Raw genomic sequence first — 26,053 nt, forward strand, 5'->3', positions numbered from 1 at the left:
TCGCACGCCGGGGATCGCACGCAACCAAGCGCGTGGTCCCCAAGCGCAACTCACCGGAGCTGATCGACGAAGTTCCAGATCGCTTCTTGCGTCGAGGGCCACACCTCGTGGCCGAAGTCGCTGAGTTCGCACCACTCGACGATGTTGCCGGTCTGGCAGCCCTGATAGCTGACGCACGGCGCCGGCGTTCGGCTGTCCCACGAGGTGCTGCACTTGTTGGCGGCGAGCCAGTAGTCGCGTGAGTTCCGCCCGCTCTGGATGGAGATCTTCGGGTCCAGATCGCCGTGAATCATGAGCGCCGAGGTGGACCGCGAGTCGCTGCAGCCGATGAACATGCCGGACCCGTCGTAGTCGAGGGGGTTGTCGGTCGTCGGCCCGCCGCCAGAGAGCGAAACGATGCCACGCACGCGCCTTCCTCGGTGACACCCGACGCTGTTCGAGAAGAAGCCGCCGTTGCTGTTTCCGAACGAGAAGATGCGATTTCGATCGATGCAGACCTTCGAGGCGATGTCGTCGATCATCGCGTCGACGAATTTGAGATCGGCATTCTCGTACGCGGGAGAGTCGATGTCCCAAGACGTGTGCGCGTTCGGGTAGGCCACGATGAAGCTCGGCCCGGACTCGAACTGGAACCAGCTCCGCACCTCGTTGCCAGTCATGTAGTCGCCGTGGAACACGAGGAAGAGCGGTAGCTTCGTGTGGCCGTCGTAATCCGGCGAAATGTAGAACTCGTACGTCCGAGGATCCCAATCGACGACGACGGTCTGCGTTCCGAGAAAGCCCTTCTTGTCGACGGTGATGCTGCAGGGCGCATTCGGATCCGGTTCTGCTCCAGGGTCCGTCGACGTTGGGGCGGGAGTAGGCGTTGGGGCAGAAGGCGTCCCGGAAGCATCCGGTCGCCCCGTCCCGTCCTTGCCGCCGTCCGCTCGAACCTCATCCCCACCATTCGTGCTGTTTTGCTCGGCACACGACGGAAGCAGACACCACGTACACGCGACGGCGATGAACAGCGATCCGACTCGCATTGGGACAATCCTTCGAAGAGCGATCGAGCGTCTCGAGCGCGACCACCTTTCTTCGAAACCCATGCCAGCATGGTGCGCCAGACGTGCATCCCGCGACGTACGGGCCGACCGATCGAGTGCCTCGAAAACTCACGGTCCGTGCAAGCGATCGCCGCAGTCGTGCAAACGCGGTGCAAGTTGCAAAGCAATCGCGTGCCGCGCTCGGGCGTGCAATCGCGAAGGCAGGAGATTCCGGTCGAGCCGACGAAGACGAAGACGACTTCTTCTGAGCGCGCGGCCTATTCGATGAAACGCACGCCGAGGAACGACAGGTAGACGCCCGGGTTGTCCTCGAAGAACCGCACCAGATCGGCGCGTTCGATCGCGAACAGCTTGCCGGCCCGCGTGACACGCGCGGAGCTCGACGACGGCGCCCCGCTTCGAAGCGCATCCACTTCGCCCACGAACGCACCACACGCGAAGGGCTTCAGATCGCCTTCGGGGCACTTCATGGTCACCACGGCGTCGTCGACGAGATAGGCGCGGTCGGGCGTCTGCCCCACGTCCCAGAGAAGCTCGTCGGCGGCGGCGCGATGCGGAAGCAGGTACATCTGGAGCTGCGTCTTCTGCGCGCTCGTGAGCCACGAAAGCACCGAGTTGTGCGAGAGGAGCTCCCACGCACCTTCGTCACGAATACGCACGAGACGTTCGAGCCGCGTGAGCATCTCGCTGCCGCGCAGGATGGCGAGGAAGTCGTTTCGGTCGATCGCCACGAGCTCCACGTCACTGATGCAGACCGCATCCGCCGAACGCGGTTGGTCGAGCAAGATGGCCATCTCGCCGAAGTAGTCGCCCGCGCGATAGCGCTTGATGGGCACGCCATCTTTGACGATCTCCACGGTGCCGTGGACGATGATGTAGAAGCTGTCGCCGCGCGTTCCCTGCGTGACGACCTTCTCGCCCGCCGGCAGCATCATGCGCGTTGCGACCTGGAGGAGATCGCGCGAACGCGACATGGGCAGGTCACGCAGGAAGTCGACCATCGAGAAGATGTCGAGCATCTCGATGGCCTCGCCGAAGCGAGGTGCATGTTGAGGCTCGACGCGAATCGTGTACTCGAGGCCCTCGCGCGCCGCACGGAGGCCGCTGTCGGGCGGCACGTCTTTCGAGGCGATGTGCACGAGGTAGAGGCGCTCTTTCACCTCGTCGGGCAGCGTGGCGAGTGCGCTGACCGGCGTGTGGAGCGGCGGGATTCCGGCCTCGTGCAGGATCGCGCTGTGGTGCTCGGGGAACGCCACGAGATCTTCGTAGCGTGCGCGATCGAGGATCCCCTGCTCGTACATCGCCGTGACGCGCTCCGGATCGTAGAGCGTGTCGGCCGAGATCGAGATGCTCCGGTTTCCGTAAAACGCTTCGACACCGATCGTCGGAATCGAGTGGAGCGTGTAGCGGAACCAGAGCTCGCCGCCCCGCACGTGCACGGGAGCGCCGATACGCACGGGGTGGAAGCGGAACGTACGACGAAGCAGATCTTCGCTGAGGCCCGAGAGCGCCGAGTACTTGCGGAGGAACGAGCCGAGGATGTGCGGCGTCGTGTAGAGGTTGACCTGCCCTTCCTCGAGGAGCTTTTGGAAGGTGCCCGCGTCGTGATCGGCGTGGCAGTGCGTGAGGATCACGCCATCGATCGTCTTCGGCGCCACGCCGCGCGCGCGGAGGTACTCGGTGGTGTCGGTGGGCGGATCGACGAGGATGGCGCGCCCGCCCATCCAGAGGAGAAAGCCCGTGGTCTTGCCGGAGGGGTCGAAGCCATGACTCGCACCGAGCACGGTCACGCCGAACGACGGGGGCATGAACGAAGGCGGGGCCTCGTCATCATCCATCGTCGAGGTGCGCGCAGGCAGCGTCACCGTAGCGCCCAAGGCCGCGACGTCTCGCCCATGGTCGCGAACGACGAGCACGTCGTCACGGACGGCGACCTGGATCCCAGGAACGACTTCGGCCACGCCGTCTTCGGCGACGACGAACTCGATGAGGTCGTCGATGGAAAGGCGTCCTTTGCCCGGCACCGTGCGGAAGTATTCGCTCTCGCGTCGGAAGCTCGGTCGCCGCGACTCGGGATAGCCTTCGGCGAACTCGCTCGGGAGCGGCTCGCCTTCGGGGCCGAAGAGCGTCTCGCGGAACACCGTGCGCACGCGGCGCTCGTACTCGGGCGAGAGCACGACGAGGCGGCAGCGCCGCTTGAGGAGGAAGAAGCTGTAGTATGCAGGAAACTCGAACTCGGCGACCGAGAGGCCTCGGCGTCGATCGAAGAGCTCGCGCGGCAGGACGTACGCGATGGGCACGTCGAGCCCGAGGCGCATCACGTCCTTGATCGTCTCGGGCGGCATGCCGATCTGCACCGCGCCGGCCGACGTGCGCACGTAATAGCCGCCGCGAGGAAGCGGCTGCCATGCATCGACCGTCGCGGCCGGCACGCTCACCACGGTCACTTGCGAGGACCCCGTGTCGTGCGCGCACACGAGATGCGAAGCCGCCTGCTCGAGGGCCTCCGCAGAGCCCAACGACGCCGACGTTCCCTCGAAGCCCGGTGACGAACCTGCCCTCAAGGGTTGGTCCTCCATGAGAGGCCCAGCATAACCGCGATTGCAGGAGTGCGGTCTCTTTCCAGCACGACCGAGCGCGTGGTCAGCACGCAATCCATCTTGGCGGCCGGTCACGGCAGGTCGCGGCAGGTCGCAACCTGCCGGCGCGCGGTGCCCGGCGTGCTCGCCTCTCGGGGGTGCTCGCTGAACTAACGGAAAGGAAAGCGTTCTCAGGCCGTTTTCGAGGTGGTAGATCTGTTGCGTGAGCGTCGTCGGTATCGACCTTGGGACGACGAATACCGTCGTCGCGTGTGTGCGGGCCGGGAAAGTCCACGTCCTTGCGGACGAACACGGACAGCGGCTCCTGCCCAGCGTCGTCAGCTTTCATCCCAACGGCGAAGTCCTCGTCGGTGGTGCGGCGCGGGCGCGCCGTATCATCGATCCGAAAAACACGGTCTACAGCCACAAGCGCCTCATCGGTCGCTCGTGGGGCAGCCCAGAAATCGCGCAAGCAAAGCAGCGCTTCGCGTTCGAGCTGAGAGAAGGCCCAGGACAGGGCCCGCTCGTTCATGCGCGCGGTCAGGACTACACGCTCCCCGAAGTCAGCGCATTCGTCCTCAAGCGCGCCAAGCAGATCGCAGAGACCGCGCTCGGTACGCCGGTCGAGCGCGCCGTCATCACGGTGCCCGCACACTTCAACGAGCTGCAGCGCGCATCGACGAAAGTCGCAGGGCGCGTCTCGGGCCTCGAGGTTCTACGCATCCTCAACGAGCCCACTGCGGCCGCGCTTGCATACGGACTCGGTCGCTCGGGGAGTGAACGTGTCGCGGTGTACGACTTCGGCGGCGGCACCTTCGACTGCACGCTGCTCGATCTGAACGGCAACGTGTTCGAAGTCCTCGCCACCGCGGGAGACTCGTTCCTCGGCGGCGACGACGTCGACACCACGATCGCCGAGCGCATGGCGGAGGCCTTCCTCAAGGCTCATCGCACCGACCCGCGCACCGATCCGACGATGCTGGAGCGCCTGAAGACGAGCGCCGAGGAGATGAAGATTGCCCTCTCCAAGGGCGATCAACACACCGTGACGCTGAGGGAGCTCGGTCACGGCCCGGGCGGCTCGCCGATCAACTTCAACTTCAGCCTCACGCGACGCGACTTCGACGCGATGGTGCAGCCGCTCGTCGACCGCACCTTCCAGGTCACGCAAGACGCGCTCGCGCTCGCCCGCCTCTCGCCCACCTCGTTCGACAAGGTCATTCTCGTCGGCGGCTCGACGCGCATTCCCGCCGTGCGCAAGCGTGTCGAAGCCTTCTTCGGCGCGCCGCCGCTCGATCGCGTGAACCCCGACGAGGTCGTGGCCATCGGCGCCGCCATCCAGGCTGCGGCACTCACCGAGAGCCCGCGTCGCAAGAGCATTCCCGCGCCGCCCCCCGTCCCCGGTCTGAAGCCGAAGACGTTCCCGGGTATGCCTTCGACGGCAAGCCCGATGGTGCCTGCGCCGATCGAGAGTGAGCCCGATCTCGAGACGCTGGCCAACGCGACGAAACCCGGAAGCGCCGGAATGCGCGTCGTGCCGGCGGCAGGAAGAAGCGCGCCGGGCGCAGCGCCCTCGACGCGCTCGATCACGACGCCGGGCAACCCCGCGCCCCCGGCGGCAGGAAGAAGTGCCCCTGGTGGTGCGCCCTCGGCCCCCGGATCGATGGCGAGGACGCAGCCCATCGGATCGCGCAACGTGCCTCCTCCGGCATCGGCTCCTCGCGCGCCGACGCCGTCGGTGCCGGATCTCGCGGTGCCAACGCCGTTCGAGTGGTTCCCTTCGGGCGAGATGACGAAAACCGGCGCGGGCGATCCGAGGACGCTCACCGGCGTCAACGAAGTGCCGGGCGGCCAGTTCGGCTCGATCGGCGATCTCTCGCTCATCTCCACGACCGGGATGTCCCCGGCGATCCCGCCGACGGCCCCAGGCGTTCCGCCCACCACGCGCACGCCGTCGGGCGAAGAGTTCGGTCACGTCTCCGATCTCTCGCTCATCTCGACGACGGGCGTCACCGCACCGCCCACCGAGCCGATCGGAAAGGGTGGCACGCTGCAGCTCGGTCCGGCGTCGAACCCGGCGGTGCCAGCTGCCGGCGCGCTCGGTCTCGGCGACGACGCCGATCTGCCCGCGCTCCACGCCGATCTGCCGTCCACGGTCACGAAGGGCAAGAAGCCCGAGCTCCGCAAGCAAGGGCAGCTCGGAATGGGTCCGTCGGGTCAGTCCCAGATGCAGGGCAAGCCCCCGCTGGAGACCGCCTCGTCGCCCTTCGGTCCGATGGAGCGCGCTCCGCTGACCACGCCGATCGGTCAGCGCACGGCGGTCATGCCTGCTGCGCCCGGGCCGATGCCCGCGAGGCAGCCCGCGCCGAGCCATCTGAATCTCGATCGCGGAGTGCCTCCGGTGCTCCGTCCCAACACGGCGCCGATGCAGGCGCGCGCTCCGCAGCCGCCGCCCATCGCGCCTCAGGCTCCGCCTCCGATGCCGGCCGCCTCGCCCACCGCGCCACCGCCGTACGGGTCGAACATCCCGCCCGCGGCTCTCGGATCGGTGCCGCCGATGCAGCCCCCGCATGCCTTCGCGCAGACGATGCCGCATCACCCGCCGTCCGCGCCGCCGATGCCGACGGCGCCGCCGTTCGGTCCGGCTCCGTTCGGATCCGCACCTCCCCCGCCCGCCCACTTCACGCCGCCTCCCGCTCCGGCGATTCCTTCGGCCCTGCACACCGCACCGATGGCGCCGCCTCCTTTCGGGTATGGGTCGGCGCCCCCTCCGCCCGCTCCCTACGGCTCGGCACCGCCTCCGCCCGCACCGGGTCCCTACGGCTCGGCACCGCCTCCGCGCCCGTCGCAACCGCCGGTCTTCGGCACGTTCCAATCGTCGCCGCCGGCGGCTGGCTACGGCGCGCAGCAAGCGATGGGTCCCTCGGGCATCTCGCTCGCCGCGCCTGCCCCGCCCACGAACCTGGGGCTCGCCGCTCCGGTTCTCGTCGACGTGACGCCGCGTGGGCTCGTCGTCGAAACGGCCGGCTCCTTCACCGACACGATCATTCCGCGCAACTCGAAGATCCCCTGCGAGCGAACGCGTCGCTTCGCGACCGGTCGCGACATGCAGACGAGCGTGCGCGTGCGCGTCGCCCAGGGTGAAGCTCAGAACTTCGGCGAGAACACGTTCCTCGGCGAGGTCGAGCTTTCGGGTCTACGTCCCGCACCGCGTGGCGAAGTGGTCGTCGCCGTCACCTTCGAAGTCGACGCCGACGGCACGCTCCGCGTTCGCGCGCGTGACGTGCAGACGGGCGTCGAGGCGCGCGCCACACTCCAGCTCATCGGCATTGCCGACGAGTCGTCGGTCGTCATGATGATCAACCGCTTCGCCCAACAGCCGGTCGTCGGCGGGCCCACGAGCTAACGAGTCGACGCCATGGACGGCGGTGCCATCCGCGATTGGCTCGCGGCGCTCGAACACCTCTCCTATTACGACATCTTCCGGCTCGCTCCGCACGCGAGCCATGATGAGTTACGGCTCGCGTTCCATTCGTTCGCCGACACGTTCCATCCGGATGGCCACCAGTGGCGCCATCCGAGCGAGCAGGCCGCGATCGGCTACATCTTCAAGCGCGGAACTGAGGCGTACCGCGTGCTCTCCGATCCCGCGCTTCGCGCGCGCTACAACGAAGCGCTCGCGAACGGGATCCTTCGTCCCGAATCGCTCGTCGTCGCGACGAGTGGGTCCGGATCGCTCACGCCGCCGGCGAACCAGCGTCTCGTCGACAAGGTTCGATCGCCCGGCGCGCGTCCCTTCGTGCTTCGCGCGGAAGAGCTCGTGAAGAAGGGGGATCCGAAGCAAGCCAAGATCCAGTTGGTCATGGCGATGCACATGGATCCGAAGAACGCTGCTCTCGAAGCGTTCGCGAAAGAGCTCGACGACGCGATCAAGGCCAAGAGTGCCGACGACAAGAGCTGGAAGAAATAGGCGCGCTGCTCGATCGCATCGCGTTCTTCCATTTCGATCGCAACACGAGCACACGTCGAACATCAGAGCGTCTGCGTAGCTCTCCCCGCTGACGCAGCGGCGGAATTGCGCGCGTTGTCGACCCGAACCTTTGTCGGCAGGCGCTCTCGATCACTGTCGAAAGATGCTAGCGGCGAAGTGCCGCGCAGCATCGAGCGACACGCACGAAGCGTTCCTTCGCCGACTCCAGCAAGCTGCTAGGAGGAGAGAGGAGATGCGAGCGGAAGACGGATCCCGTCGATGCTCGAGCGAGGGGACGATCGCTCCAATGATGGCGTCGAACATCGTGGACTTCGAGCTCGGAGCCGGAACGGACCGCGCCGTAAGACGTGCCCTCGCGAACCTCGAACGTCGCCAGGGTGAAGACGGCGCGTGGGCTGGAGCCTACGGCGGTCCGATGTTCCTCTTGCCGATGTACCTGGCGCTTTGCCATGCGGCGAAGCGACCGCCGAGCGAAACGCAACGCGCGCGGATCATCGCGTACTTCGAACGCGCGCAGAACGAAGACGGCAGCGTCGGCGTACACGCCGAGGACACGCACGGCAGCCTCTTCTGTAGCGTCCTCGCATACGTCGCGCTTCGGATGCTCGAGGTCCCGAAAGACGACGCTCGAGTTCGGCGAATGCTCGCGTTCATCCATCGTCATGGCTCGCCTCTTGCGGCTGCGCAGTGGGCAAAGGTGACGCTGTCGCTCGTAGGCCTATACCGCTGGGATGGACTCACGCCATTGCTCCCCGAGCTTTGGCTGCTTCCGTATGCCGCCACGCCGTTCCATCCCGCCCGCTTGTGGTGCCATTGTCGGCAGGTCTACCTGCCGATGAGCTGGCTCTACGGTCGACGTGCGCGTATCGACGATGACGAGCTCATCCGAGCTCTGCGCGATGAGCTCTACGACGGCGCGTGGTCGAGCATCGACTGGAGCGCGCATCGCGACACGGTGGCGCAAGTCGACGCGTACCGGCCGCCGAGCCGCCTGCTCGCTCTCGCGAACGCCGCGCAGCGCGCCGTCGAACGCATCACGCCCGATCGCGTGCGCGCGATGGCCCTCGGCAAGGTGCGCGAGCACATCGCCTACGAAGACGAGGTCACGAACTTCATCGACATCGGGCCCGTCAACAAGGTGCTCAACGCCTTCGTTGCGTTCTTCGACGATCCGAAGAGCGAGGCCTTCGAGCGCGCCTTCGCCACGTGCGAGAGCTACCTCTTCGACAACGAGCTCGGCACGATGATGCAGGGCTACAACAGCAGCAAGCTGTGGGATGTCGCGTTCGCCACGCAGGCGATCGTCGCGACGCCGCTCGGAGACGAGCACCGCACGATGCTCGAGCGCGCCTACGGCTACGTGCGCGACAACCAGATCCTCGACGACGTTCCTCGTCGCAAGCGCTTCTATCGTGACGCCTCGCGCGGCGGCTGGCCCTTCTCCAATCGCGCGCACGGCTGGCCCATCACCGACTGCACGGCCGAAGGCCTCAAGTGCGCCCTTGCCCTCGAAGGTCGCTTCGCGCCGCGCATTCCCGAGCCGCTCCTTCGCGACGCGGTCATGCTGATCCTCGATTGGCAGAACGACGACGGCGGCTGGGCGACCTACGAGAAGCGCCGCGGCGGCGCCTGGCTCGAGAAGCTGAATCCGTCGCAGGTCTTCGGCGACATCATGGTCGACTACTCGTACGTCGAGTGCACGAGCGCCTGCATGCAAGCGCTTCGCGCCTCGCTGCCGAGGTTCGGCCGTCGCCTCGCCGCACGCGCCCGGCGCGCCATCGCCAAGGGAGAACGCTTCTTGCGGAACGCGCAGCGTCCCGACGGCAGCTTCGAAGGTTCGTGGGGCGTCTGCTTCACGTACGGCACCTGGTTCGGCGTCACGGGCTTGCTCGCCGCCGGCGTGCCCACGTCGGATCGGGCGATTCGCTCCGCGTGCGACTTCCTCCTCGCGTACCAGCGCTCCGACGGCGGCTGGGGCGAGGAAGGCGACTCGTGCCGCGAGCGCCGTTACATTCCTTCGGACACGGCAGGTGTCGTGCAGACGTCGTGGGCGCTCTCCACGCTCGTCCGCGCGCAGCATCCCAATCGGCAAGCGAAGGCTCGGGCCGCGAAGCTGCTCGTCGACCGCCAGGAGAGCGACGGCAGCTGGGCCCGTGAGCCGCTCGTCGGCGTCTTCAACAAGACGTGCCTCATCGATTACGACAACTACCGTCACTATTTCCCGCTTTGGGCACTTTCCGAGTTCGCGCGAGAGGAGCGTGCGCGATGAACCGGCTTAGTTACGACGTCGTGATCGCCGGAGGCGGCTTCGGCGGCCTCGTGGCGGCGGTTTCGTTGGCCAACCTCGGCCTCGACGTGGCCATCGTCGAGCCGCGCGCCCACACGCCCGAGCACGCGCTTCGCGGCGATCTCATCCATCCTCGGGCGGTCGGCGCGCTTGCCGCGCTCGGTCTCGAGGAGCCTCTTCGCGGCGCCGGAGCCGCCGAGATCCACGGCTTCGCGGCCTACTCCACCGAGGGCCCGCCGATCTTGCTCCATTACACGGGGCAGCCGGGTATCGCGCTCGAGCACCGGCGCATCATCGATCGCCTGCGCGCCACCGCGCTCTCCAAGCCGCGCATCCACCTCTACGAGGTCCGCGGGGTCGACGTCATCCGAAGCGAAGGCAGGGCCGTCGGCCTTCTTTGCAGCGATGGCATGACGCTGTCGTCGCGCCTCCTCGTCGTGGCCGACGGTCGCCATTCGAAGCTCCGAACCGCGCTTGGGCTCTCGGCTACGAGCACCGTGCTCTCGCACTCCGTCGGCGCGACCGTGAGCGCGGAGCTCCTCCCTCACCCGAGCTACGGACACGTCTTCGCGGGAACGAAGGGACCGATCCTCGCCTACCCGCTCGGCGACGGCTTCGCGCGCGTCAACGTGGACGTTCCGATGGGCTCGCCCCGCGGGCGTGATGCGCTGCCCGAATATCTCTCGACCCACTTCGACGCGCACATGCCTCGTGCGTTGCTCAACGCGGCCGTCACCGCCTTCGGAACGCAGCCGCTTCTCGGTGCCGCCAACCACGCGGTCATCACCGAAGCATGCGCGGTGCACGGAGCCGTGCTGCTCGGCGATGCCGGCGGCGCCTCTCACCCCTTCACCGCGACCGGCATGACGTCGGCCGTGAACGATGCCATCACGCTCGCGGCCGCTGTCGCGCAATACGGCCTCTGCGACCGCGCGCTCGTCGCCTATCAGCGTCGTCGCTATCGCTTCGTGCGTGTCCGCGAAGCCTTCGCCCAAGGTCTCTACGACATCTTCCGCGCGAACGATCCGGCGACGCGCGCCCTCCGCAACGGGCTCTTCCGCTACTGGCGGAGCGCGCGTGGCCGTCGCGCCTCGATGCAACTGCTCGCCGGGGAAGACTCGAGCGCACGCACCTTCCTCACGGAGTACGCCCACGTCGTCGCGGCGACGAGCGGCGAGGCCATGGCCGAAGCGCGTCGTGACCTGGCGCTCGGTCCGATCGTCGCGGCCTTCCGAGGGCTCGGCTTCGCGGGCCGAACGTCGGTCGCCATCACCTGGGAACGTGCGAGGATGGACGTCCTCGGTCGCTCTCTCGACGCCATCGACCGAACAGGGGGATCGCCGCGTGCGGTCCGTGCTGCCAGGATCAACGGAACATCGGATGTTGGGGCTGCAGAGTGAACCATTGATGGCCTCGGGCGACGCCGACGTGCGCCGCGAGGTCGGACCTACGCGACGCTTGCGCGTGGCCTTCGTCGCCGACACTCTTCACGCCCCAATCGGAGGCGGCGTGACGTCGGGCGCACGCGTGGTCGAGCGACTTCGTCGCTATCACGACGTCCAGGTCATCGGCGCTGACGCCCCAGGCGAAGGTGACGTCCGCCTTCCCGGCTTCGTGATCCCCGTGCATGCCATGAAGGCGATGCACTTCGTGATGGCTCGACCGGTGCGCAAGGAGCTCGACAAGGCCATCGCCGAGGCCGACGTGGTGCACCTGCAGTTCCCCTTCTGGCTGTCCTTCGCGGCGTTGTCGGCAGCACGACGGGCGAACAAGCCGGTCGTTGCAGGCTTCCACGTCCAGCCGGAAAACGCGCTGCACAACGTCGGGATCTGGCTGCCGGTCATCAACGACGTCGTCTACCGGCTCTGGGTCGATCACCTCTATTCCCACGCCGCATGCGTGGTGTGCCCGTCGCCGTTCGCCGAGCGCAAGCTCCGCTCCTATGGCCTCGCCGCCAAGACCGCGATCATCTCCAATGGCATCCCCGACGACATCACGCCCAACGGCCCGAACGCGCGTGAGCCCGAACACGAAGGCTCCTTCGTCATCGTCACGCTCGGCCGCCTCGCCTCCGAGAAGCGTCAGAGCGTGGTCATCGAGGCCGTGCGTCGCTCGCGGAACGCCCGCAAGATCAAGCTCGTCGTCGCCGGCACCGGCCCGCTCGAAGCGCAGTTGAAGGACCTCGCCAAGACGCTGCCGAACGGCGCCGAGGTCGGCTTCTTGCCTCGCGAGCGGCTCTTGCAACTCCTTCGCAGCGCCGATCTCTTCGTGCATGCGAGCGAGGTCGAGCTCGAGGGCATCGCCGTGATGGAAGCCATCGGCTCGGGGCTGCCGGTCATCGTCGCCGACGCCCCCGAGAGCGCCGCCAAGGACTTCGCCCTCGACGACGACTTCCGCTTCCCCGCCGGCAACGTGCGCAAACTCGCGCAGCGGATCGATGCGCTAATCGAAGCCCCCGACCTTCTCCGCGCGGCGCGCACCCGGTATCTCGAAAGAGCCCCCGCCTTCGACTTCGGTGAGTGCGCGAAACAGCTCGCCATGGTCTACGACGACGTCGTCCGCGCTGCCCACCCCAAAACCTCGAACGGGAGCCGCTGAACCGTGTTCAACGCACTCGGCACGCTCGCATTCCATCGCAAGTGGTCCGTCGTCGCCGGCGCAGTAGCCTTTCTGTTGCTCTCGCTCGCGCTGCTGTTGCGGGGCGGAAAGCTCGGCGCGCCGAACATCAGCGGCCTCGAGGCCGACGAGGGACAGCACATCGTGGATCGGATCACGGGCCGCCCCGAAGCGACCACCGTGATCGCGGTCTTCCGCTCAGCCCATCTCGCGCCCACCGACCCCGCGTTCCGCGAGGCGATGCAGGCCGCGCTCGCCCAGGCGCGCAAGGATCCCCGCGTCGCGACGATCGTCACACCCGACGACGCGCCCACGTTCCTCATCGATCGACTGCGCAACTCGAAATCACGCGCGGCGCTCGCGCTGATCACCTTCAAGGGCGACTTGCAGGACGCGATGGACGCTTACCCGCCCGTCCGCGCCACGCTCAAGTCCGACAAGCTCGACGTGGCGGTCACCGGCCAGGTCGCGTTCCTCCACGATCTCGCGCAGACGCTCGAATACGATCTGATGCGGGCCGAGGTGCTGTCGATCCCCGTCGCGATCATCATTCTGCTGCTCGTGTTCCGTACGGTGGTCGCGTCGGTCCTGCCGGCGTTCGTCGGGGGGCTCTCGGTGGTCGGCGGCATCGCTGTCGTCATGGCGCTCTCGCACGTCACCGAAGTCGCGCAGTACACGATCAACGTCTGCTCGCTCATCGGCTTCGGCATCGCGATCGACTACTCGCTCTTCATCGTCACGCGTTACCGCGAGGAGCTTGCGAACGGTCGTGGCTACGAAAAGTCCCTCTGCATCGCCATGAACACCGCCGGTCGTGCGGTGGCCTTCTCGGGCATGGCGGTGGGCATCGGCCTCGGTGGTCTGCTCTTCTTCAACGACTCGTACCTCGCGGTAATGGGCATCGCCGGCGCCGTGGTCGTGTTCCTCGCGGTCGCGGGCGCGCTGACCCTCCTCCCGGCACTCCTCGCGATCCTGGGCCCGCGCATCAACGCTGGACATCTCCCCTGGATGAGCGCCACACGACCGCAGAGCCGCTCGTGGAAGGCCCTCGCCACGTGGGTCATGCATCGCCCCTGGGCCGTGCTCGTGCCCACACTTGGCATTCTGCTCTTCCTGGCCTCGCCCGCGCTGCGCCTCCGCGTAGCCGCCTCCGACGTACGCATGCTGCCGGCGAAGGTCGACGCGCGACGCGGCTTCGACGAGCTGACCGGTGCGTTTCCGGATTTCGCGGCAACGCGTATTGCAGTCGTCGCGAAGTTCCCAAACGGCCCCGTTCTGACCAGGGAGCGCATCGGCGCGCTCTACGATCTGTCCCACCGCATCGCGAAGCTTCCGCACGTCGTGCACGTAGAGAGCATCGTCGACCGCCCGACCGATCCCGACGAGGAGCCGCCGACCCGCGACGAGATCATCGACTCGCTGACGCAGCCCAACGAGATGGCTGGGCCGCTCCTCGAGGAGGCGAAGCGCATCACCACCTCGAACGACGCAACGCTCCTCTACGTCATCGCCGACGTCCCGCCCGAGAGCCGAGAAGCCGAGAGGCTCGTCAAAGAGATCCGCAAAGACCGCGTCGTGCTCGACGGCACGGTTCTTGTGGCCGGGCAGGCCGCACGCGACGTCGATGCCACGGAGTTCCTGGTGTCACGCGCACCGCGCGCCGTGGTCTTCGTCATGGTGGTCACGCTCATCGTCATGTTCGTGCTGCTACGCTCCGTCCTGCTGCCGTTCAAGGCCATCGCCATGAACGTGCTGTCGATCGGCGCGTGCTTCGGCGTGCTCGTGTGGATCTTCCAAGACGGCCACCTCTTCGTCTCCGACGGAAAGCCGCTCGACCCGACCTTGCCCGTGCTCCTCTTCTGCACCTCGTTCGGTCTTTCGATGGACTACGAGGTTCTCATGCTCGTGCGCATGAAGGAGATCTGGGAGCGCACGGGCGACAACACCGAGGCCGTCGCCGAGGGCCTCGAGAGCACCGGCGGTCTCGTGACGAGCGCCGCTGCGATCATGGTCGCGGTCTTCTCGGCGTTCGCCCTCGCCCGCGTCGTCGTCCTGCAAGCGACCGGTGTCGGTCTCGCCGTGGCCGTCGCCCTCGACGCCACGCTCGTGCGCGCGCTGCTCGTTCCGGCCACCATGCGCCTGATCGGCCACCTCAACTGGTGGGCGCCGAGCTTCGGTAAGTCCCGGCCGCGCGAGCCTCACGCCGCCGAGTAGTGCCGTAGAGCTCCAGGAGGCTTTCACGGTCACGCTCACACCGCAAAACGAGCCCCAATACGCGCCGCCGGTGCGGCCCAATACCCGTGGCCCACGCCCTCGTGCTAGCGTCGGCTCGTGAGCTCCCACCCTCGAAACGGCTCGCGAAATCGGGCGCGAAATAGGGCCGACGCGTTGTTCTTGCCGTTGCTCGCGCTCTCGACGCTTCTCATCGTGGCCACCATCTGGGCCGCGTTCGTGCGAGCGCCAGTCGAAGCCACGATGGGCATCGTGCAGAAGATCTTCTACTTCCACGTGCCGAGCGCGTACGCCATGTACATCGGGGCGACGGCCTGTTTTCTGGGCTCGGTTGCCTACCTGCTCAAGCCCACCGACGCGCGTGACGCCTTCGCACACGCCGGCGCGGACGTGGCGATCGTCTTCGGCGCCATCGTGCTCGTGACCGGTCCGCTCTGGGCCGCCAAGTCATGGGGCTACTTCTGGACGTGGGATCCGCGCATCACCACCTCGATGCTGAGCTGGCTGATCTACGTCGCGTACAACGTGCTGCGCTCGTTCTCGGGCGATGGTCCCGGTGAGCGCCGCTTCGCAGCCGCGCTCGGCATCCTCGGCGCAGCCACACTCCCCATCATCCACTACAGTGTCCAGAAGTGGGGTGGCCAGCATCCGGTCGTCGTCGGCAACGGCGGCGGCGGGCTCAAGCACCCCGAGATGAAGCTCGCGTTCGCGCTCGGCATGATCGCCTTCACCTTCTTCTCGCTCGCGCTTCTCTGGGTGCGCGCGAGACTCGACATCGTGAAGAGCCGCCTCGCGCGGGCAGAAGAAGACGCCATCGACCTCGGCCTCGACGACCGGACGGAAGCATGAGCCACTCCGATTTCTCGCTCGAAAGCACGACCATGTCCCTCGCCTCGGTCGCCTCCCTTGCGTCTCAACCTGCGGGAAACGCAGGTGCGAACGACCGCTCGACCGAGTTCGTCGCCATCGAGAACGGCACCGAGCAGTACAGCGGCGGCAAGCTCCTCGTCATCGCGTACATCTCCATCTGGGTGATCCTCGCCGGCTGGATCTTCCTCCTCTGGCGCAAGCAGCAAGCGCTCGGAACGCGGCTCGACGGCCTCGAGGCCGCGATTGACCGCGCCTCCGCCGCGCGCGATGCCAAGGCTTCCACGAAGGCTCCGCGCAAGGAAAGCCCGGCGATCCCCAAGACCGAGGGCGAGCACGCTTGAACCACGAGCGCTTGCCCGCGAGCCCCTGACCGAAACGGCCACGAAACATGATTGGTCTGCCCGGCCCCGAGCACTTCATCTTCATCCCGAGCGTTCTTTTGATCGGCATCACGATCGGCTGGACGCTCGGAAGCCGCGCCGCGCGCGAGCGCATCGAGAAACAGCGGCTGCGCGCACGCGAATAGTCGAGCTTCGAAGGCGTTGCGGGCGGCATGCACTCGTGCAAGCCTCCTTGCCCATGATCGACTTCGAGCTCACCGAGGAGCAGCGCGCCCTCATCGAAACCGCCAAGCGCTTCGCCAAGGAGCGGATCATCCCCGTCGCCGCCGAGGCGGACCGCAAGTCCGAGTTCCCTCGTGAGGTCTTCCACGAGGCGTGGAAGCTCGGCCTCGCCAACCCCACCCTCCCCGCGGAGTACGGCGGCCCGGGCCTCCCGGACCTCGAGTCGGCCATGATCACCGAAGAGCTCGCCTACGGATGCAGCGGCATCCAGACGAGCATCACGGCCAACACCCTCGGCATGACCCCCATCAAGCTGGCGGGCAGCGAAGAGCAGAAGAAGAAGTACCTCGGCTGGCTCATGAGCGAGCCCATCTGGGTCAGCTACGCGACCACCGAGCCGGGCGCCGGCAGCGACGTCGCCGGCATGCAGTGCCGCGCCACCAAGCAGTCCGACGGCAGCTACGTGCTCAACGGCACGAAGGCGTGGATCACCAACGCGAACCTCGCGAGCTTCTACGTCATCTTCGCGACGGAGAACCCGGAGCTTCGCCACAAGGGCATCGGCGCGTTCATCGTCCACCGCGATGCCAAGGGCCTCACGGTCGGCAAGCACGAAGACAAGCTCGGTCAGCGCGCCAGCGACACCGCGCAGGTCATGCTCGACGGCGTCGTCGTTCCCGCCGCGCAGGTCCTCGCGCCTCCGGGCCACGGCTTCAAGGTCGCCATGGAGACCTTCAACCAGACGCGCCCGGACATCGGCGCCATCGCCGTCGGCATCATGCGCCGCTGCCTCGACGAGTGCGTGGCGTACTCGAAGGAGCGCAAGACGTTCGGCACGCCGATCGCGAACCACCAGCTCGTCCAAGCGATGATCGCCGAGATGGCGATCCGCATCCAGGCCACGCGCCTTCTCGTGCACAAGGCCGCCTGGAGCCTCGACAAGGGCATCCGCGATCCGCTGACCTCGAGCTGCGCGAAGGCCTATGGCGCGGACGCCGCGATGCAGTCGGCCACCGACGCCGTGCAGATCTTCGGCGGCAACGGCTACGTGAAGGAGTACCCGGTCGAGAAGCTCATGCGCGACGCCAAGATCCTCCAGATCTACGAGGGCACCGCGCAGATCCAGCGCATCGTCATCGCCAAGCAGCTCCTCGGCACCTGAGCGCGCGGCTGAGTGGCAACGGCGAATCTTCGAACTCTCGTCACGGCAGCGATCGCAAGCGCGGTCGCTGCCGTTTTCGTGTTCGGCGCTTTCGCGTGCGGCCCGCCGGGCCCGCGTGACGTCGTTCCAGAACCGCAGACGCCGCGCGCGGACGCGGACGCAGGCGCAGCTCCCTCGAACGACGTCACGGCCGGCAGCGAGGGCTATGCGTACGTCGCGCGCCTTCCGCACGGCGCGATCGGTCTCGTCGGCACGAAGCAGCTTCGCCTCGAAGAGGCATCGGCACTCGTCGATCGCCTCGCGGGTGAGCTCGAAGCATGCGCCGCGCGCAAGGAAGCGCAGGGCACGCTCTCGCAAGGCGCAGCGAGCCTCGTCGTCGTCGCGAACGCGAACGGTACGGCGGCGGTCAGTGACCTCAAGCTTGCGCCGGGAGGCCCCGTGGCTGCGGATGCGCTCGAGTGTCTCGTTGCGCCCGCGCGCGCGATGGCTTTTCCGGTGACGACGTCGACGGCCCTGCGAGCGCTCGCGATCGAAGCCACGTGGAATCCCATCGGCCACGCGCGAAGCGCGACCGATGCGGGCAGGCCTCAGCTCGACCACTGAAGCCTCGGCAAACGGAAAGCTCCTCCGATTGCAGAATACAAATTCCGCTTTTGGTGAAGGATTCGCCCGCTCGTAGACCCGCCATTTTCCAGGGCGATCGCGATAGCGACGAACGCACGCCGTTGCTACTCCACTGGAGTGGTACGGATGAAGACGTCGATCGGACTTGGACTCACCGTACTCGCTTCGGTGGCATCCCTTGCAGCATGCAGTGACAGCGACGCGTCGAAGCTCGCGGGCGGTTCGCCTGGCCAAGATACGCCCGGCGCGCCGCTCCCCTCCGACGGGAACCCTGACGAGCCGCAGCCCGGCGAGAGCGATGGCGGCACGGGCTCTCCGTCGACCCCCGGTGCCGACGCCTCATCGCCCGAGCAGCCCGCCGAAGTCCCCGTGCTGCTCGCAAGCGATGTGTCGATCGCCCACGTTGCAATCTTCCAAGGCGTGAAGGTCTCGCTCGTGCAGAACGGGCAAGCGGTCGCCAACCGCAATGCGCCCGTGGTCGCGGGTCGCCCTGCCCTCGTGCGCGTCTACGTGACGCCCGAGGTAGGCGCGAAGTCGATCACCGCCCAACTCACGCTCACCTCCGGGGGCGTGGCCAAGCCCGTCGTGCAGCACACGAAGACGATCGCGGCTGCCTCCACCGACGACAACCTCGACTCGACATTCAACTTCGAAGTCGCCGCCGCCGATCTCACGACCGACACCACGTTCAAGATCGCGCTCACGGCGACCGACGGTGCCGAGGCGACGGGCGCGAGTCCCGCGCGTTTCCCGCAAGATGGGAGCCTTGCTTCGCTCGGCGCGAAGAGGTCCGGCAAGCTCAAGGTCGTCGTCGTTCCCGTGCAGTACAACGCCGACGGCTCGGGCCGCATGCCCGACGTCAGCGCCGCGCAGCTCCAGCGCTACAAGGAGGTCATGATGGCGCGCTATCCCGCGACGGACGTCGAGGTCACGACGCGGGCCACCGTCACATCGTCGATCGCGATCAACGCCGCCGGCAGTGGCTATTCGCAGATGCTGACCGCCATCCAGCAGCTTCGTCAGTCGGACGGCGTCGCGTCCGACGTCTACTATTACGGCGCCGTCGCGCCGGCGAATTCGTTCAACGCGTTCTGCGGACAGAGCTGCGTGACGGGCCTCAGCACCGTGGTCGAGTCGGCGAGCACCTCGGTCTTCCGCGCGAGCGTCGGCATGGGGTTCACGGGAGCGATCGGCTCGAGCACGATGGCGCACGAGCTCGGTCACGCGCACGGTCGCTATCACGCGCCCTGTGGAGGTCCGTCGGGTGTCGACTCTTCGTTCCCCTACGCAGACGGAACCATCGGCGTCTGGGGTTACGACATCCTTGCGAAGACGCTCTTCAGCCCAGAGGCGGGCCACGACATGATGAGCTACTGCAAGAACGAATGGGTCAGCGACTACACCTTCGCCGCGCTCTTCACGCGCATCGCAGCGGTGAGCCCACAAACGGCGAGCGCCTCGCTGACAACGTTGGTGACCACCCCGCGCGTATGGCGCTTCGCGGACGTCGCAGCCGACGGAACTTTGCAGTGGACGCACCAGCTCGAAACGAGCGAAGCGCTCGAGGGCGGCGACGCTCACGCGGTGATGTTCGTCGACGACGCTGATCGCGTTCTTGCGAATGAAACCGCTCATTTCTACCGCTACGATCACCTTCCGGGTGGCGTGCTCGTCGTGCCGCAACCGCCGACAGGCAGCGCGGCCGCACGCGCATTTCGCAGTGCGCGCATCCAAGGTTTCGCGCACCAACTCACACGCTGAGGGCTGCGAAGCGCATCGTAAAAAGCTGCCGTTCGCCATGAGCCTCGGATAGATCAGGGGGAATGACACGCACCACCTTCCCCCTGCCGGCATTCGCGCTCGTCGCGAGCCTGGCTCTCTCTACCGTTGCCTGCACGTCGTCGACGCAGAAGGGTCCCGAGGTCGCCAGCGCGGCCGACCAGACGAGCTTCGCGGCGTCGTATCCGGATCGCCTCGATGACCTGACGAAGGACATGGACGATCAGGAGACCGAGGCGCGCGCGATCATCGCGTCTTGGGAGAAGGTCCCCGCCGACACCGGCAACACCAAGGACCTCGACGTCAAAAACCTCTTCGAGAAGTCCGACCGCGCAGGACGCAGCGACGGCTACGTCTCCGAGCGTCGCGACCTGAATCGCGTGAAGTCGTTTTTCACGGAGGAGAAGGACGAGATCAACCGGCGCCTCGCCGGTACGGTCGATCGTGCCGCGCAGCAGAAGAGCTGCGACGGCAAGGAGATGGCCGGCGCCGCCATCTACGGCATGAAGGAAGCCATCGACAAGCGCATCGAGCATCGCCTCCGCGAGAGCAACGAAGCGCAGGTCATTCTCGAAGAGGAAGGACCGCGCGTCGACAAGGCCGTCCAGGACAAGCTCGAGAAGCAGCTCGACGACGTCGCGACGGCGAGCTTCATCGTGCACGTCGGCTTTGCCGATACGCGCCAAGAGCTCACCGACCGTCGCTCCGACGCCGGCAAGGTCCAGAGCACGCTCGACGGCGCCATCAAAGCCGAGAACGAGAAGGCCAACGATCCGGCGCGCCCCGAGGCTTCGAAGCGCGTCGTGAAGGCTCGCCTCGCGGAGCTCCAGAAGCAGCGTCAGGCGATGGACGGCGTCGTTCAGAAGGCGACGCAGAGCCTCCAGCAGGCCGAGCAGCGCGGCAAGGCGCTGGAGAAGGAATACGACGACAAGTTCAAGGCGCTCCTCGACCGTCTCCAGAAGGAAAAGGACAAGGAGAAGGAAAAGGAGAAAGAGAAGCCGAAGGCGAAGGCGTGAGTTCGACGCTGCGAGCGAGCGTCACGTAGCGCTCGCTCGCAGGTCCGTCCTTCCTAGAACGTCACCCCGCCGCTCACGCGCCAGAACACGCCGCGGGCGTCGATCGAGCCGAGAGCGACGCGCTGATCTTCACCGAGAACGTCGGATGATTTCCGATCCGGTGAAGGGCGCAAGTTCGTCTCGGTCGTGAACGCATAGCCGAACTCCGGCGTGAACCAGAACCTCGCGCGGCGCACGTCGGGTTGACGATTGGCGCCGGGGTGAAGGGAGACGCCCACGCTCACGTCCGTGGCGAAGGCCCAAGCCGTGTCGGTGAGCTTGGCGGGCGCCGACGAGTCGCGGATCGAGCCCGCGAATGCCGCGGCGCCTGGGGCAACGCGTGCGAAGCCATAGAACCACGGCGCCGAGTGGTAGCGCGCTTCGATGGGCGCGGTGAGGCGATGCAGCGTCACGCTCGATTGCGTTGCGCGCGTCGTCGCCGAGCTCGAGCCAATGTCCCACGCACCACCGACGGCGAGCGCAAACTTGCCCGACGTCACCAGCGCATAGGTTCCCTCGAGCGAGAACTGCGCGAGCACATCGTTCTTCGAGAACTGCGAGAAGGCGGCGCTTCCCACGTAGCCCACGCGAATGCCTGCGCCCACGCGAACGAGGTCGTAGCGCGGCACAGGACGAAGCACCGCGTCGGGCTCCTGCACTGACGTCTGCAAGTACACGGCGGGGGCGGGTCGCGGCGCGGGCGCTCGGGCTGGAATCGGCGGAGCCGGCGCGGGCGGCGCTTCTTCCGGGGTGGCGGGTTCGGAAGCAGGGGGCGCTTCGGTCTCGTCCTGCGCGAAGGCGGGATGCGCAGCCGCCATCGCGAGCGTCAGCGCGACAAGGAACGACGTCGTTTTCATTCGAGTCCCTCGAGCAAGAGGCCGTAGTACGAACGCGAGGCGGCCGTGTCGGGCGCGAGCGCATCGAGCACGGTGGCCCCGACGGTCCCGCGCTTGTCGACGGCGATGAGCGCACGCCCACCGTCACGACGTGCCACGTCGAAGACAGCGTCGATATTTCGCTCGAGCGGAAGTGGAACCGGGTGCAAATCGTCGAGCGACACACGCGACAGGTTCGAGCTCGAGAACGCCCAGAGTCGCTGCCCGTCGCGCGCGACGTGGAGCGAAGCCAAGCCCTGCGTGAGCAGGGGCGCTGCCGTGCGGCTCGCGAGGTTGAGCACGTAGAACGAGCTCGCGGCGTTGGTCTGCAGGACCTTCAGCTCGGGGCGCGGAGGCGGAACGTCCGCCACGGTGTCGACCGCGGTGGCGAGCGAGACGACCTCCACGCTGCGATACGGCTTACCTTCCGCCTTGCCGAGCGAGAGGAACGCAACGCCGTGCGAACCGCCCGAGCCGTACAGGAGCGCGGTGTCGGCCCCATCCGCGCCACCCACCACGTTCGTGATGAGCGAGATCCGTGAGAACGACTCCTGCAGGTCGACGTCGGTGGTGATGCTGGTGTCGGGATCGACGAGGACGGCCTTTCTCGTCGAGGGCACCACCGCGGCAAGACGGCGGCCCGCCTCGGTGCGCACGAAGACGATCTCGCCCGGAATGCCCCCCACATCGGTGAGGTTCACGACGGCACGGAAATCATTGGGCGCCATCGAAGGGTCTTCGGTCTTTGCGTCCGGCAGGCCCGGAACGAGCGTGACGGTGACGACATTCGAGCCGTTCGCGAGGCGCACGCCGATGCGCGCATCGTCGTTCTTGGTCGGGTCGCCGTCGTCGAAGACCACTCCGCCGGGCTGGTTGGCCGCGGCGGTCGAGCCTTCGGTGAGTCGGATCGTGAGCTCGGGTCGCTGCGGCTTCGAGCGGACGTTGTCGAGATCGAGGAGCGCCACGTCCTGGTTCGTCTCGACGACCAGCAACCGACGCGCGCCGCCAGGGAGCTGGAGCGACGGCGTGAACGACACGCGCTGAGGAAGACCTCCGAAGCTGCGGAGCGTGCGCGACGTGACCGCCGACTCCACCGGCGCCGTCAAATCGACGAGAACGATCTCGTTCGGATTCTCCACGAAGCTCGTGCGCGCCGAGCTCGACGCCGACGGCGCGGCGAAGAGCGCGACCCACCGGCCCTGCGGATCGATGGCGAAGCCCGAATGAGGCGATTCGAGCTCGTAGCGACGAAGCGCGCCGTTCTCGATGACCGCCAGGCTCGCGCGCTCGTCGGTGCTCTTGCGTCGAATCACGTCGCCGGCCGAGAGCACGAAGAGGCGCTTGCCGTCGTCCGACGTCTGCGAGAGCACCACGTTCTTGCCGATGCCGAGATACGTGCGGTCGAGCTCCTGGCCGTCGTGCGGCGAGAGCAGCACCACGCGGTGGGCGCCGTCATCGACCAGGGCGACCTGACTCTCCAGGCCGAGGGCGGAGACTTGCGAGACGGGCGCGTCGTAGACGTCGGGGCGATCGCCGCAACCGAAGCCGACGACGGCAGCGAGAAGACCTCCGAGGATGCGGGTTCTCATGGCTTGCTCCCATCGACGACGCGCGCCGAAAGCTCGAATCCGGTGAGGGTGCGCGCGGCGCCCGTGTCGAGATCGACGAACGTGAGTCTTCCTTCGGGGTGCTGCTGCGAGACGTACGCGCGCTTGGCCCCTTCGACGACGCCGACGGCGATCGGCGGGCTCGCGAGCGGAAGCCGGTCGACCATCAGCTGGGGCATCTTCACGAGGTAGGCGCCGAAGACCTTCGTGGAGTTGTCGCGCTCGGCCACGATGGCGCGATCGTCGACGACGGCCACGGCTGCCGGCGGTGCTTGCGTGGCGACGATCTTCGCGGGGAGCGCGTTGCCGACGGGCACCACGCTGAACGCGCCGGGCGTACCGGGCGTACCGTCCGCGGTGGCCTGCGTTCGATCATGCAGGACGACGGCGTGATTGGCGTCCGGCGAGCTGAAGACGGCGAGCACCGGCGAGTAGAGGCGCACCGTTCGGAACGGCGGCGGCGTCTGCGCGAGGTCGAGAATCGTCAGGCGCTCGGCGGCGAACGCGTTCGTGTAGAGGAGCGCCTTGAGCCCGCCGGGAGGCAGAACGACGGACCCCACGGTTTCGCCCGTGATCGGCACGGTCTCGAAGGTCGCCGGATCGGTCAGGATCCCCGGAACCGGGAGAATCGCGACCTGCGAGGTCTCGCGGATCGTGGCGATCGCCTTGTCGCCGAGGTCGGTCAGATCGAGGTCGGTCACCTCGCCCGGTAGCGCCACTGAAGCGCGCGTGCCCTTGTCGAGCGAGACCACCGTGACCGAGCTCGAACCGTCGCGACGAATGAGGGCGACCTTGCCGTCAGGCGTGACCGAGACGTCGCGTGAGCCAGGATCTTCGTTCGGCGTATCGGAGACCGCCACGTTGCTCGTCACGGCCGGTGTTCCCGACGCTTCGAGGATGGCGATGCCGTCTTGCGTGACGGCGTACGCGTGCGTGGTTCCTGCGGCGAAGCCCACCGCGACGGGACGATAGCCGACGGCCACGACGTACGACGTGCCGGCGACGAGATCGAGAATCGTCAGATCTTGGAAGCCCTCGGTTCGCGGGGCTTGGTCCACCTTGCGCGCGTCGGCCCAGGCAATCGCGTAGCGACCGTCGGCCGAGTACGCGACGCTGTTCGCCCGCGCGGCGACGTCGAACGTCTTCGTGGAGATGCCGTTCTTGGTGGCTCGGAGCAACGTGGCATCCTGCGAGAGCACGTTGAGGACGAGCGCGGTGTCGTCGGTTTGGGCGGGCACGCTCGACACGTACGTCGGACCGTTGCCCGCTTCGACCGTGTGCACTTCGAGCGTCGCCGCGTCGACGTATGCCACGCGTCCGCTCTTGGGATTCGCGACCCAGACGTAGTGCCCCGTCGCGACAGGAGCCTCGTAATCGGATTCGACTTCCCTCTCCTGCCCCGGCGTCGTGGTCCCGGGCCCGGTCCCGTTGCTGGCGCCACCCGGCGCCATCGGAGCCCCCGACTCGTCGAAGGCCATCGTATCGCTGTCACTGCTGCACGCCGCCATCGCCATGGCGAGCGCCATCGCGACCGAGCGACCATGCCCGGATCTCGTTCTCATGTGCCTGCCCTCCGCCCCCGCAGAGGCAATCAGCAACGCACATGCCAGACGCAGTGCCGGCGTAAAACGGCGAACAAACGCCGAAAAGGCGGGCTATCTCACGTGGCCCAGTCTGGCACCGCTGTCATGCCGGAGCGTGCCATGCCCTGGCAGGCTTCCCTCAGCTGCCGATCCACACGCCACGCTGGTTCGCGGCCATGATCTCGTGGCGGAGCATCGCTTCCTTGCGATCGAGATCGGCGCCGACCTCACCGCGGCGCCGGCGGCTCTTGATGAACGCGAGCTCGACGAGCTGCAGCTGCTTCTTGCGGCGCACGTGGAAGGCGGCCCACCCGTGCGAAAGGAGCACCGACCAGTTGCGCATTCCTAGCGCGAAGTAGCTCGACACCGACTGCAGCTCGCGCGGGTGAAGGAGGTATCCGACCTCCCCGAACAGCTCGCGGATGACGATCGTCCGGTCGCGAACGACGAGGAGCGCGAGGAGCACGAAGAAGAAGAAGTCGATCACCCAAGAGACGAGGAGCATCAGCACCAGCCCGCCCTCGCCGAAGAACGTGGGCAGCAGGTTGTGCATCGCGTGCATGGCGATCGCGCCGCCGAAGCCGACGATGGGCGCACCGATCTTCAAGACCCAGCTCTTCGCCTCCGTGGCCACGCCGAAGCCGAGGCCCGTGCACGCCGTGAACGTGCAGTGCGAGAGGCCGAGAAGAACCGTGCGCAAGAAGAGCAGGAATACGAAACCGCCGAGGCCGTTCGTCGCGAACTGGTTGCCGACGTAGAGGATGTCTTCCGTGAGCGTGAAGCCGAGCCCCACGACGCCGCCGTAGATCGCGCCGTCGAGTGGACCATCGAGCTCTCGGAGACCGAGCGCGCTCGCGACGGCGATGAGCAGGACGCCGAGGCCCTTGAAGGTCTCCTCGAAAACGGGCGCGAAGATCGTCGCGCCGATCACGTCGGCATCGTCGACTCCGAAGACCGAGGTGGTCACGTTCTGGGCGATCGAAGAGCTGATGCCGCCACCGAGCGTCGCGAAGATCGCGCCCCACACGAACGCGCTCAGGATGAGCCACCACGGCTCGGGCTCGAAGCGATCCGCCCAGCGAATGAAGAAGAGATAGGTGAGCACGATCGGCGTGACGCAGAGGACGCCCAGGATCAAGCCCACGACCATGCAAGAAGAACCTTAGCAGACCCGCCCGGCCGCC

The 26,053-nt window shown here is 67.1% G+C and carries 19 protein-coding genes; 13 read left to right on the forward strand and 6 right to left on the reverse strand.

Going from position 1 to position 26,053, the window contains the following annotated elements; all coding sequences use genetic code 11:
* Positions 1-50 precede the first annotated feature (50 nt).
* Together AKJ09_RS42775 and AKJ09_RS42780 are read right to left on the reverse strand one after the other, a co-directional pair.
* Entirely contained in the window at positions 51-1,025 is a 975-nt protein-coding gene (locus tag AKJ09_RS42775; protein WP_146653609.1) for a CE1 family esterase, read from the reverse strand.
* Positions 1,026-1,303: 278 nt separating this feature from the next.
* Positions 1,304-3,625, reverse strand: coding sequence for a cAMP/cGMP-dependent 3',5'-cyclic-AMP/GMP phosphodiesterase (locus AKJ09_RS42780; protein WP_169928325.1), 2,322 nt, complete (start codon positions 3,623-3,625; stop codon positions 1,304-1,306).
* 223 nt (positions 3,626-3,848) lie between these two features.
* Between AKJ09_RS42780 and AKJ09_RS42785 the strand changes: the two genes are divergently transcribed.
* The 13 genes from AKJ09_RS42785 to AKJ09_RS42840 all read left to right on the forward strand — a co-directional run bounded on the left by AKJ09_RS42785 (position 3,849) and on the right by AKJ09_RS42840 (position 20,765).
* Positions 3,849-7,031 carry an Hsp70 family protein gene (locus tag AKJ09_RS42785; protein ID WP_146653611.1) on the forward strand — a complete coding sequence of 1,061 codons (3,183 nt, stop codon included), beginning with the start codon at positions 3,849-3,851 and terminating at the stop codon, positions 7,029-7,031.
* Positions 7,032-7,043: 12 nt separating this feature from the next.
* A complete protein-coding gene (locus tag AKJ09_RS42790) occupies positions 7,044-7,595 on the forward strand; it encodes a J domain-containing protein (protein WP_146653612.1) in 552 nt (183 codons plus the stop codon).
* Positions 7,596-7,902: 307 nt separating this feature from the next.
* Entirely contained in the window at positions 7,903-9,885 is a 1,983-nt protein-coding gene (locus AKJ09_RS42795; RefSeq protein WP_169928326.1) for a prenyltransferase/squalene oxidase repeat-containing protein, read from the forward strand.
* Positions 9,882-11,303, forward strand: a complete 1,422-nt coding sequence (locus tag AKJ09_RS42800) for an FAD-dependent oxidoreductase (protein ID WP_146653614.1) — start codon at positions 9,882-9,884, stop codon at positions 11,301-11,303. The genes AKJ09_RS42795 and AKJ09_RS42800 overlap by 4 nt, the downstream gene beginning before the upstream one ends.
* A gap of 7 nt (positions 11,304-11,310) precedes the next feature.
* On the forward strand, positions 11,311-12,501 hold the full coding sequence (locus AKJ09_RS42805; protein ID WP_169928327.1) for a glycosyltransferase: 1,191 nt from the start codon (positions 11,311-11,313) through the stop codon (positions 12,499-12,501).
* A 3-nt stretch (positions 12,502-12,504) separates the two neighbouring features.
* The gene (locus AKJ09_RS42810; protein WP_146653616.1) at positions 12,505-14,733 is read left to right on the forward strand and encodes an MMPL family transporter; all 2,229 of its coding nucleotides are present in this window, start codon (positions 12,505-12,507) and stop codon (positions 14,731-14,733) included.
* A gap of 174 nt (positions 14,734-14,907) precedes the next feature.
* A complete protein-coding gene (gene ccsA / locus AKJ09_RS42815; RefSeq protein ID WP_240488816.1) occupies positions 14,908-15,600 on the forward strand; it encodes a cytochrome c biogenesis protein CcsA in 693 nt (230 codons plus the stop codon).
* The gene (locus AKJ09_RS42820; RefSeq protein ID WP_146653618.1) at positions 15,597-15,962 is read left to right on the forward strand and encodes a CcmD family protein; all 366 of its coding nucleotides are present in this window, start codon (positions 15,597-15,599) and stop codon (positions 15,960-15,962) included. Before ccsA ends, AKJ09_RS42820 begins: the two co-directional genes overlap by 4 nt.
* 47 nt (positions 15,963-16,009) lie before the next feature.
* The gene (locus AKJ09_RS53715) at positions 16,010-16,147 is read left to right on the forward strand and encodes a hypothetical protein (RefSeq protein WP_169928328.1); all 138 of its coding nucleotides are present in this window, start codon (positions 16,010-16,012) and stop codon (positions 16,145-16,147) included.
* Between the two features lie 53 nt (positions 16,148-16,200).
* Positions 16,201-17,346, forward strand: a complete 1,146-nt coding sequence (locus AKJ09_RS42825) for an acyl-CoA dehydrogenase family protein (protein ID WP_146653619.1) — start codon at positions 16,201-16,203, stop codon at positions 17,344-17,346.
* A gap of 78 nt (positions 17,347-17,424) precedes the next feature.
* Positions 17,425-17,949, forward strand: coding sequence for a hypothetical protein (locus AKJ09_RS42830; protein ID WP_146653620.1), 525 nt, complete (start codon positions 17,425-17,427; stop codon positions 17,947-17,949).
* Between the two features lie 147 nt (positions 17,950-18,096).
* Positions 18,097-19,731 carry a hypothetical protein gene (locus AKJ09_RS42835; protein WP_146653621.1) on the forward strand — a complete coding sequence of 545 codons (1,635 nt, stop codon included), beginning with the start codon at positions 18,097-18,099 and terminating at the stop codon, positions 19,729-19,731.
* A 62-nt stretch (positions 19,732-19,793) separates the two neighbouring features.
* Entirely contained in the window at positions 19,794-20,765 is a 972-nt protein-coding gene (locus AKJ09_RS42840; RefSeq protein WP_146653622.1) for a hypothetical protein, read from the forward strand.
* Positions 20,766-20,818: 53 nt separating this feature from the next.
* Here AKJ09_RS42840 and AKJ09_RS42845 read toward each other — a convergent pair whose 3' ends face one another.
* The 4 genes from AKJ09_RS42845 to AKJ09_RS42860 all read right to left on the reverse strand — a co-directional run bounded on the left by AKJ09_RS42845 (position 20,819) and on the right by AKJ09_RS42860 (position 26,019).
* Positions 20,819-21,661, reverse strand: a complete 843-nt coding sequence (locus tag AKJ09_RS42845) for a hypothetical protein (RefSeq protein ID WP_146653623.1) — start codon at positions 21,659-21,661, stop codon at positions 20,819-20,821.
* On the reverse strand, positions 21,658-23,268 hold the full coding sequence (locus AKJ09_RS42850) for a hypothetical protein (RefSeq protein WP_146653624.1): 1,611 nt from the start codon (positions 23,266-23,268) through the stop codon (positions 21,658-21,660). The genes AKJ09_RS42845 and AKJ09_RS42850 overlap by 4 nt, the downstream gene beginning before the upstream one ends.
* Positions 23,265-24,848, reverse strand: a complete 1,584-nt coding sequence (locus AKJ09_RS42855) for a YncE family protein (protein WP_146653625.1) — start codon at positions 24,846-24,848, stop codon at positions 23,265-23,267. The genes AKJ09_RS42850 and AKJ09_RS42855 overlap by 4 nt, the downstream gene beginning before the upstream one ends.
* A 160-nt stretch (positions 24,849-25,008) precedes the next feature.
* On the reverse strand, positions 25,009-26,019 hold the full coding sequence (locus tag AKJ09_RS42860) for a PrsW family intramembrane metalloprotease (protein ID WP_146653626.1): 1,011 nt from the start codon (positions 26,017-26,019) through the stop codon (positions 25,009-25,011).
* Positions 26,020-26,053 lie beyond the last annotated feature (34 nt).

Origin of the sequence: Labilithrix luteola, from assembly GCF_001263205.1 — a bacterium.
Lineage (GTDB): Bacteria > Myxococcota_A > Polyangia > Polyangiales > Polyangiaceae > Labilithrix > Labilithrix luteola.

What these genes read in the sequence shown, in the direction of transcription:
- AKJ09_RS42775 (WP_146653609.1), bottom strand. Translation starts at nt 1,025, where the DNA reads ATGCGAGTCGGATCGCTGTTCATCGCCGTCGCGTGTACGTGGTGTCTG.
- AKJ09_RS42780 (WP_169928325.1), bottom strand. Translation starts at nt 3,625, where the DNA reads ATGGAGGACCAACCCTTGAGGGCAGGTTCGTCACCGGGCTTCGAGGGA.
- AKJ09_RS42790 (WP_146653612.1), top strand. Translation starts at nt 7,044, where the DNA reads ATGGACGGCGGTGCCATCCGCGATTGGCTCGCGGCGCTCGAACACCTC.
- AKJ09_RS42795 (WP_169928326.1), top strand. Translation starts at nt 7,903, where the DNA reads ATGATGGCGTCGAACATCGTGGACTTCGAGCTCGGAGCCGGAACGGAC.
- AKJ09_RS42800 (WP_146653614.1), top strand. Translation starts at nt 9,882, where the DNA reads ATGAACCGGCTTAGTTACGACGTCGTGATCGCCGGAGGCGGCTTCGGC.
- AKJ09_RS42805 (WP_169928327.1), top strand. Translation starts at nt 11,311, where the DNA reads ATGGCCTCGGGCGACGCCGACGTGCGCCGCGAGGTCGGACCTACGCGA.
- AKJ09_RS42820 (WP_146653618.1), top strand. Translation starts at nt 15,597, where the DNA reads ATGAGCCACTCCGATTTCTCGCTCGAAAGCACGACCATGTCCCTCGCC.
- AKJ09_RS53715 (WP_169928328.1), top strand. Translation starts at nt 16,010, where the DNA reads ATGATTGGTCTGCCCGGCCCCGAGCACTTCATCTTCATCCCGAGCGTT.
- AKJ09_RS42825 (WP_146653619.1), top strand. Translation starts at nt 16,201, where the DNA reads ATGATCGACTTCGAGCTCACCGAGGAGCAGCGCGCCCTCATCGAAACC.
- AKJ09_RS42835 (WP_146653621.1), top strand. Translation starts at nt 18,097, where the DNA reads ATGAAGACGTCGATCGGACTTGGACTCACCGTACTCGCTTCGGTGGCA.
- AKJ09_RS42840 (WP_146653622.1), top strand. Translation starts at nt 19,794, where the DNA reads ATGACACGCACCACCTTCCCCCTGCCGGCATTCGCGCTCGTCGCGAGC.
- AKJ09_RS42845 (WP_146653623.1), bottom strand. Translation starts at nt 21,661, where the DNA reads ATGAAAACGACGTCGTTCCTTGTCGCGCTGACGCTCGCGATGGCGGCT.
- AKJ09_RS42850 (WP_146653624.1), bottom strand. Translation starts at nt 23,268, where the DNA reads ATGAGAACCCGCATCCTCGGAGGTCTTCTCGCTGCCGTCGTCGGCTTC.
- AKJ09_RS42855 (WP_146653625.1), bottom strand. Translation starts at nt 24,848, where the DNA reads ATGAGAACGAGATCCGGGCATGGTCGCTCGGTCGCGATGGCGCTCGCC.
- AKJ09_RS42860 (WP_146653626.1), bottom strand. Translation starts at nt 26,019, where the DNA reads ATGGTCGTGGGCTTGATCCTGGGCGTCCTCTGCGTCACGCCGATCGTG.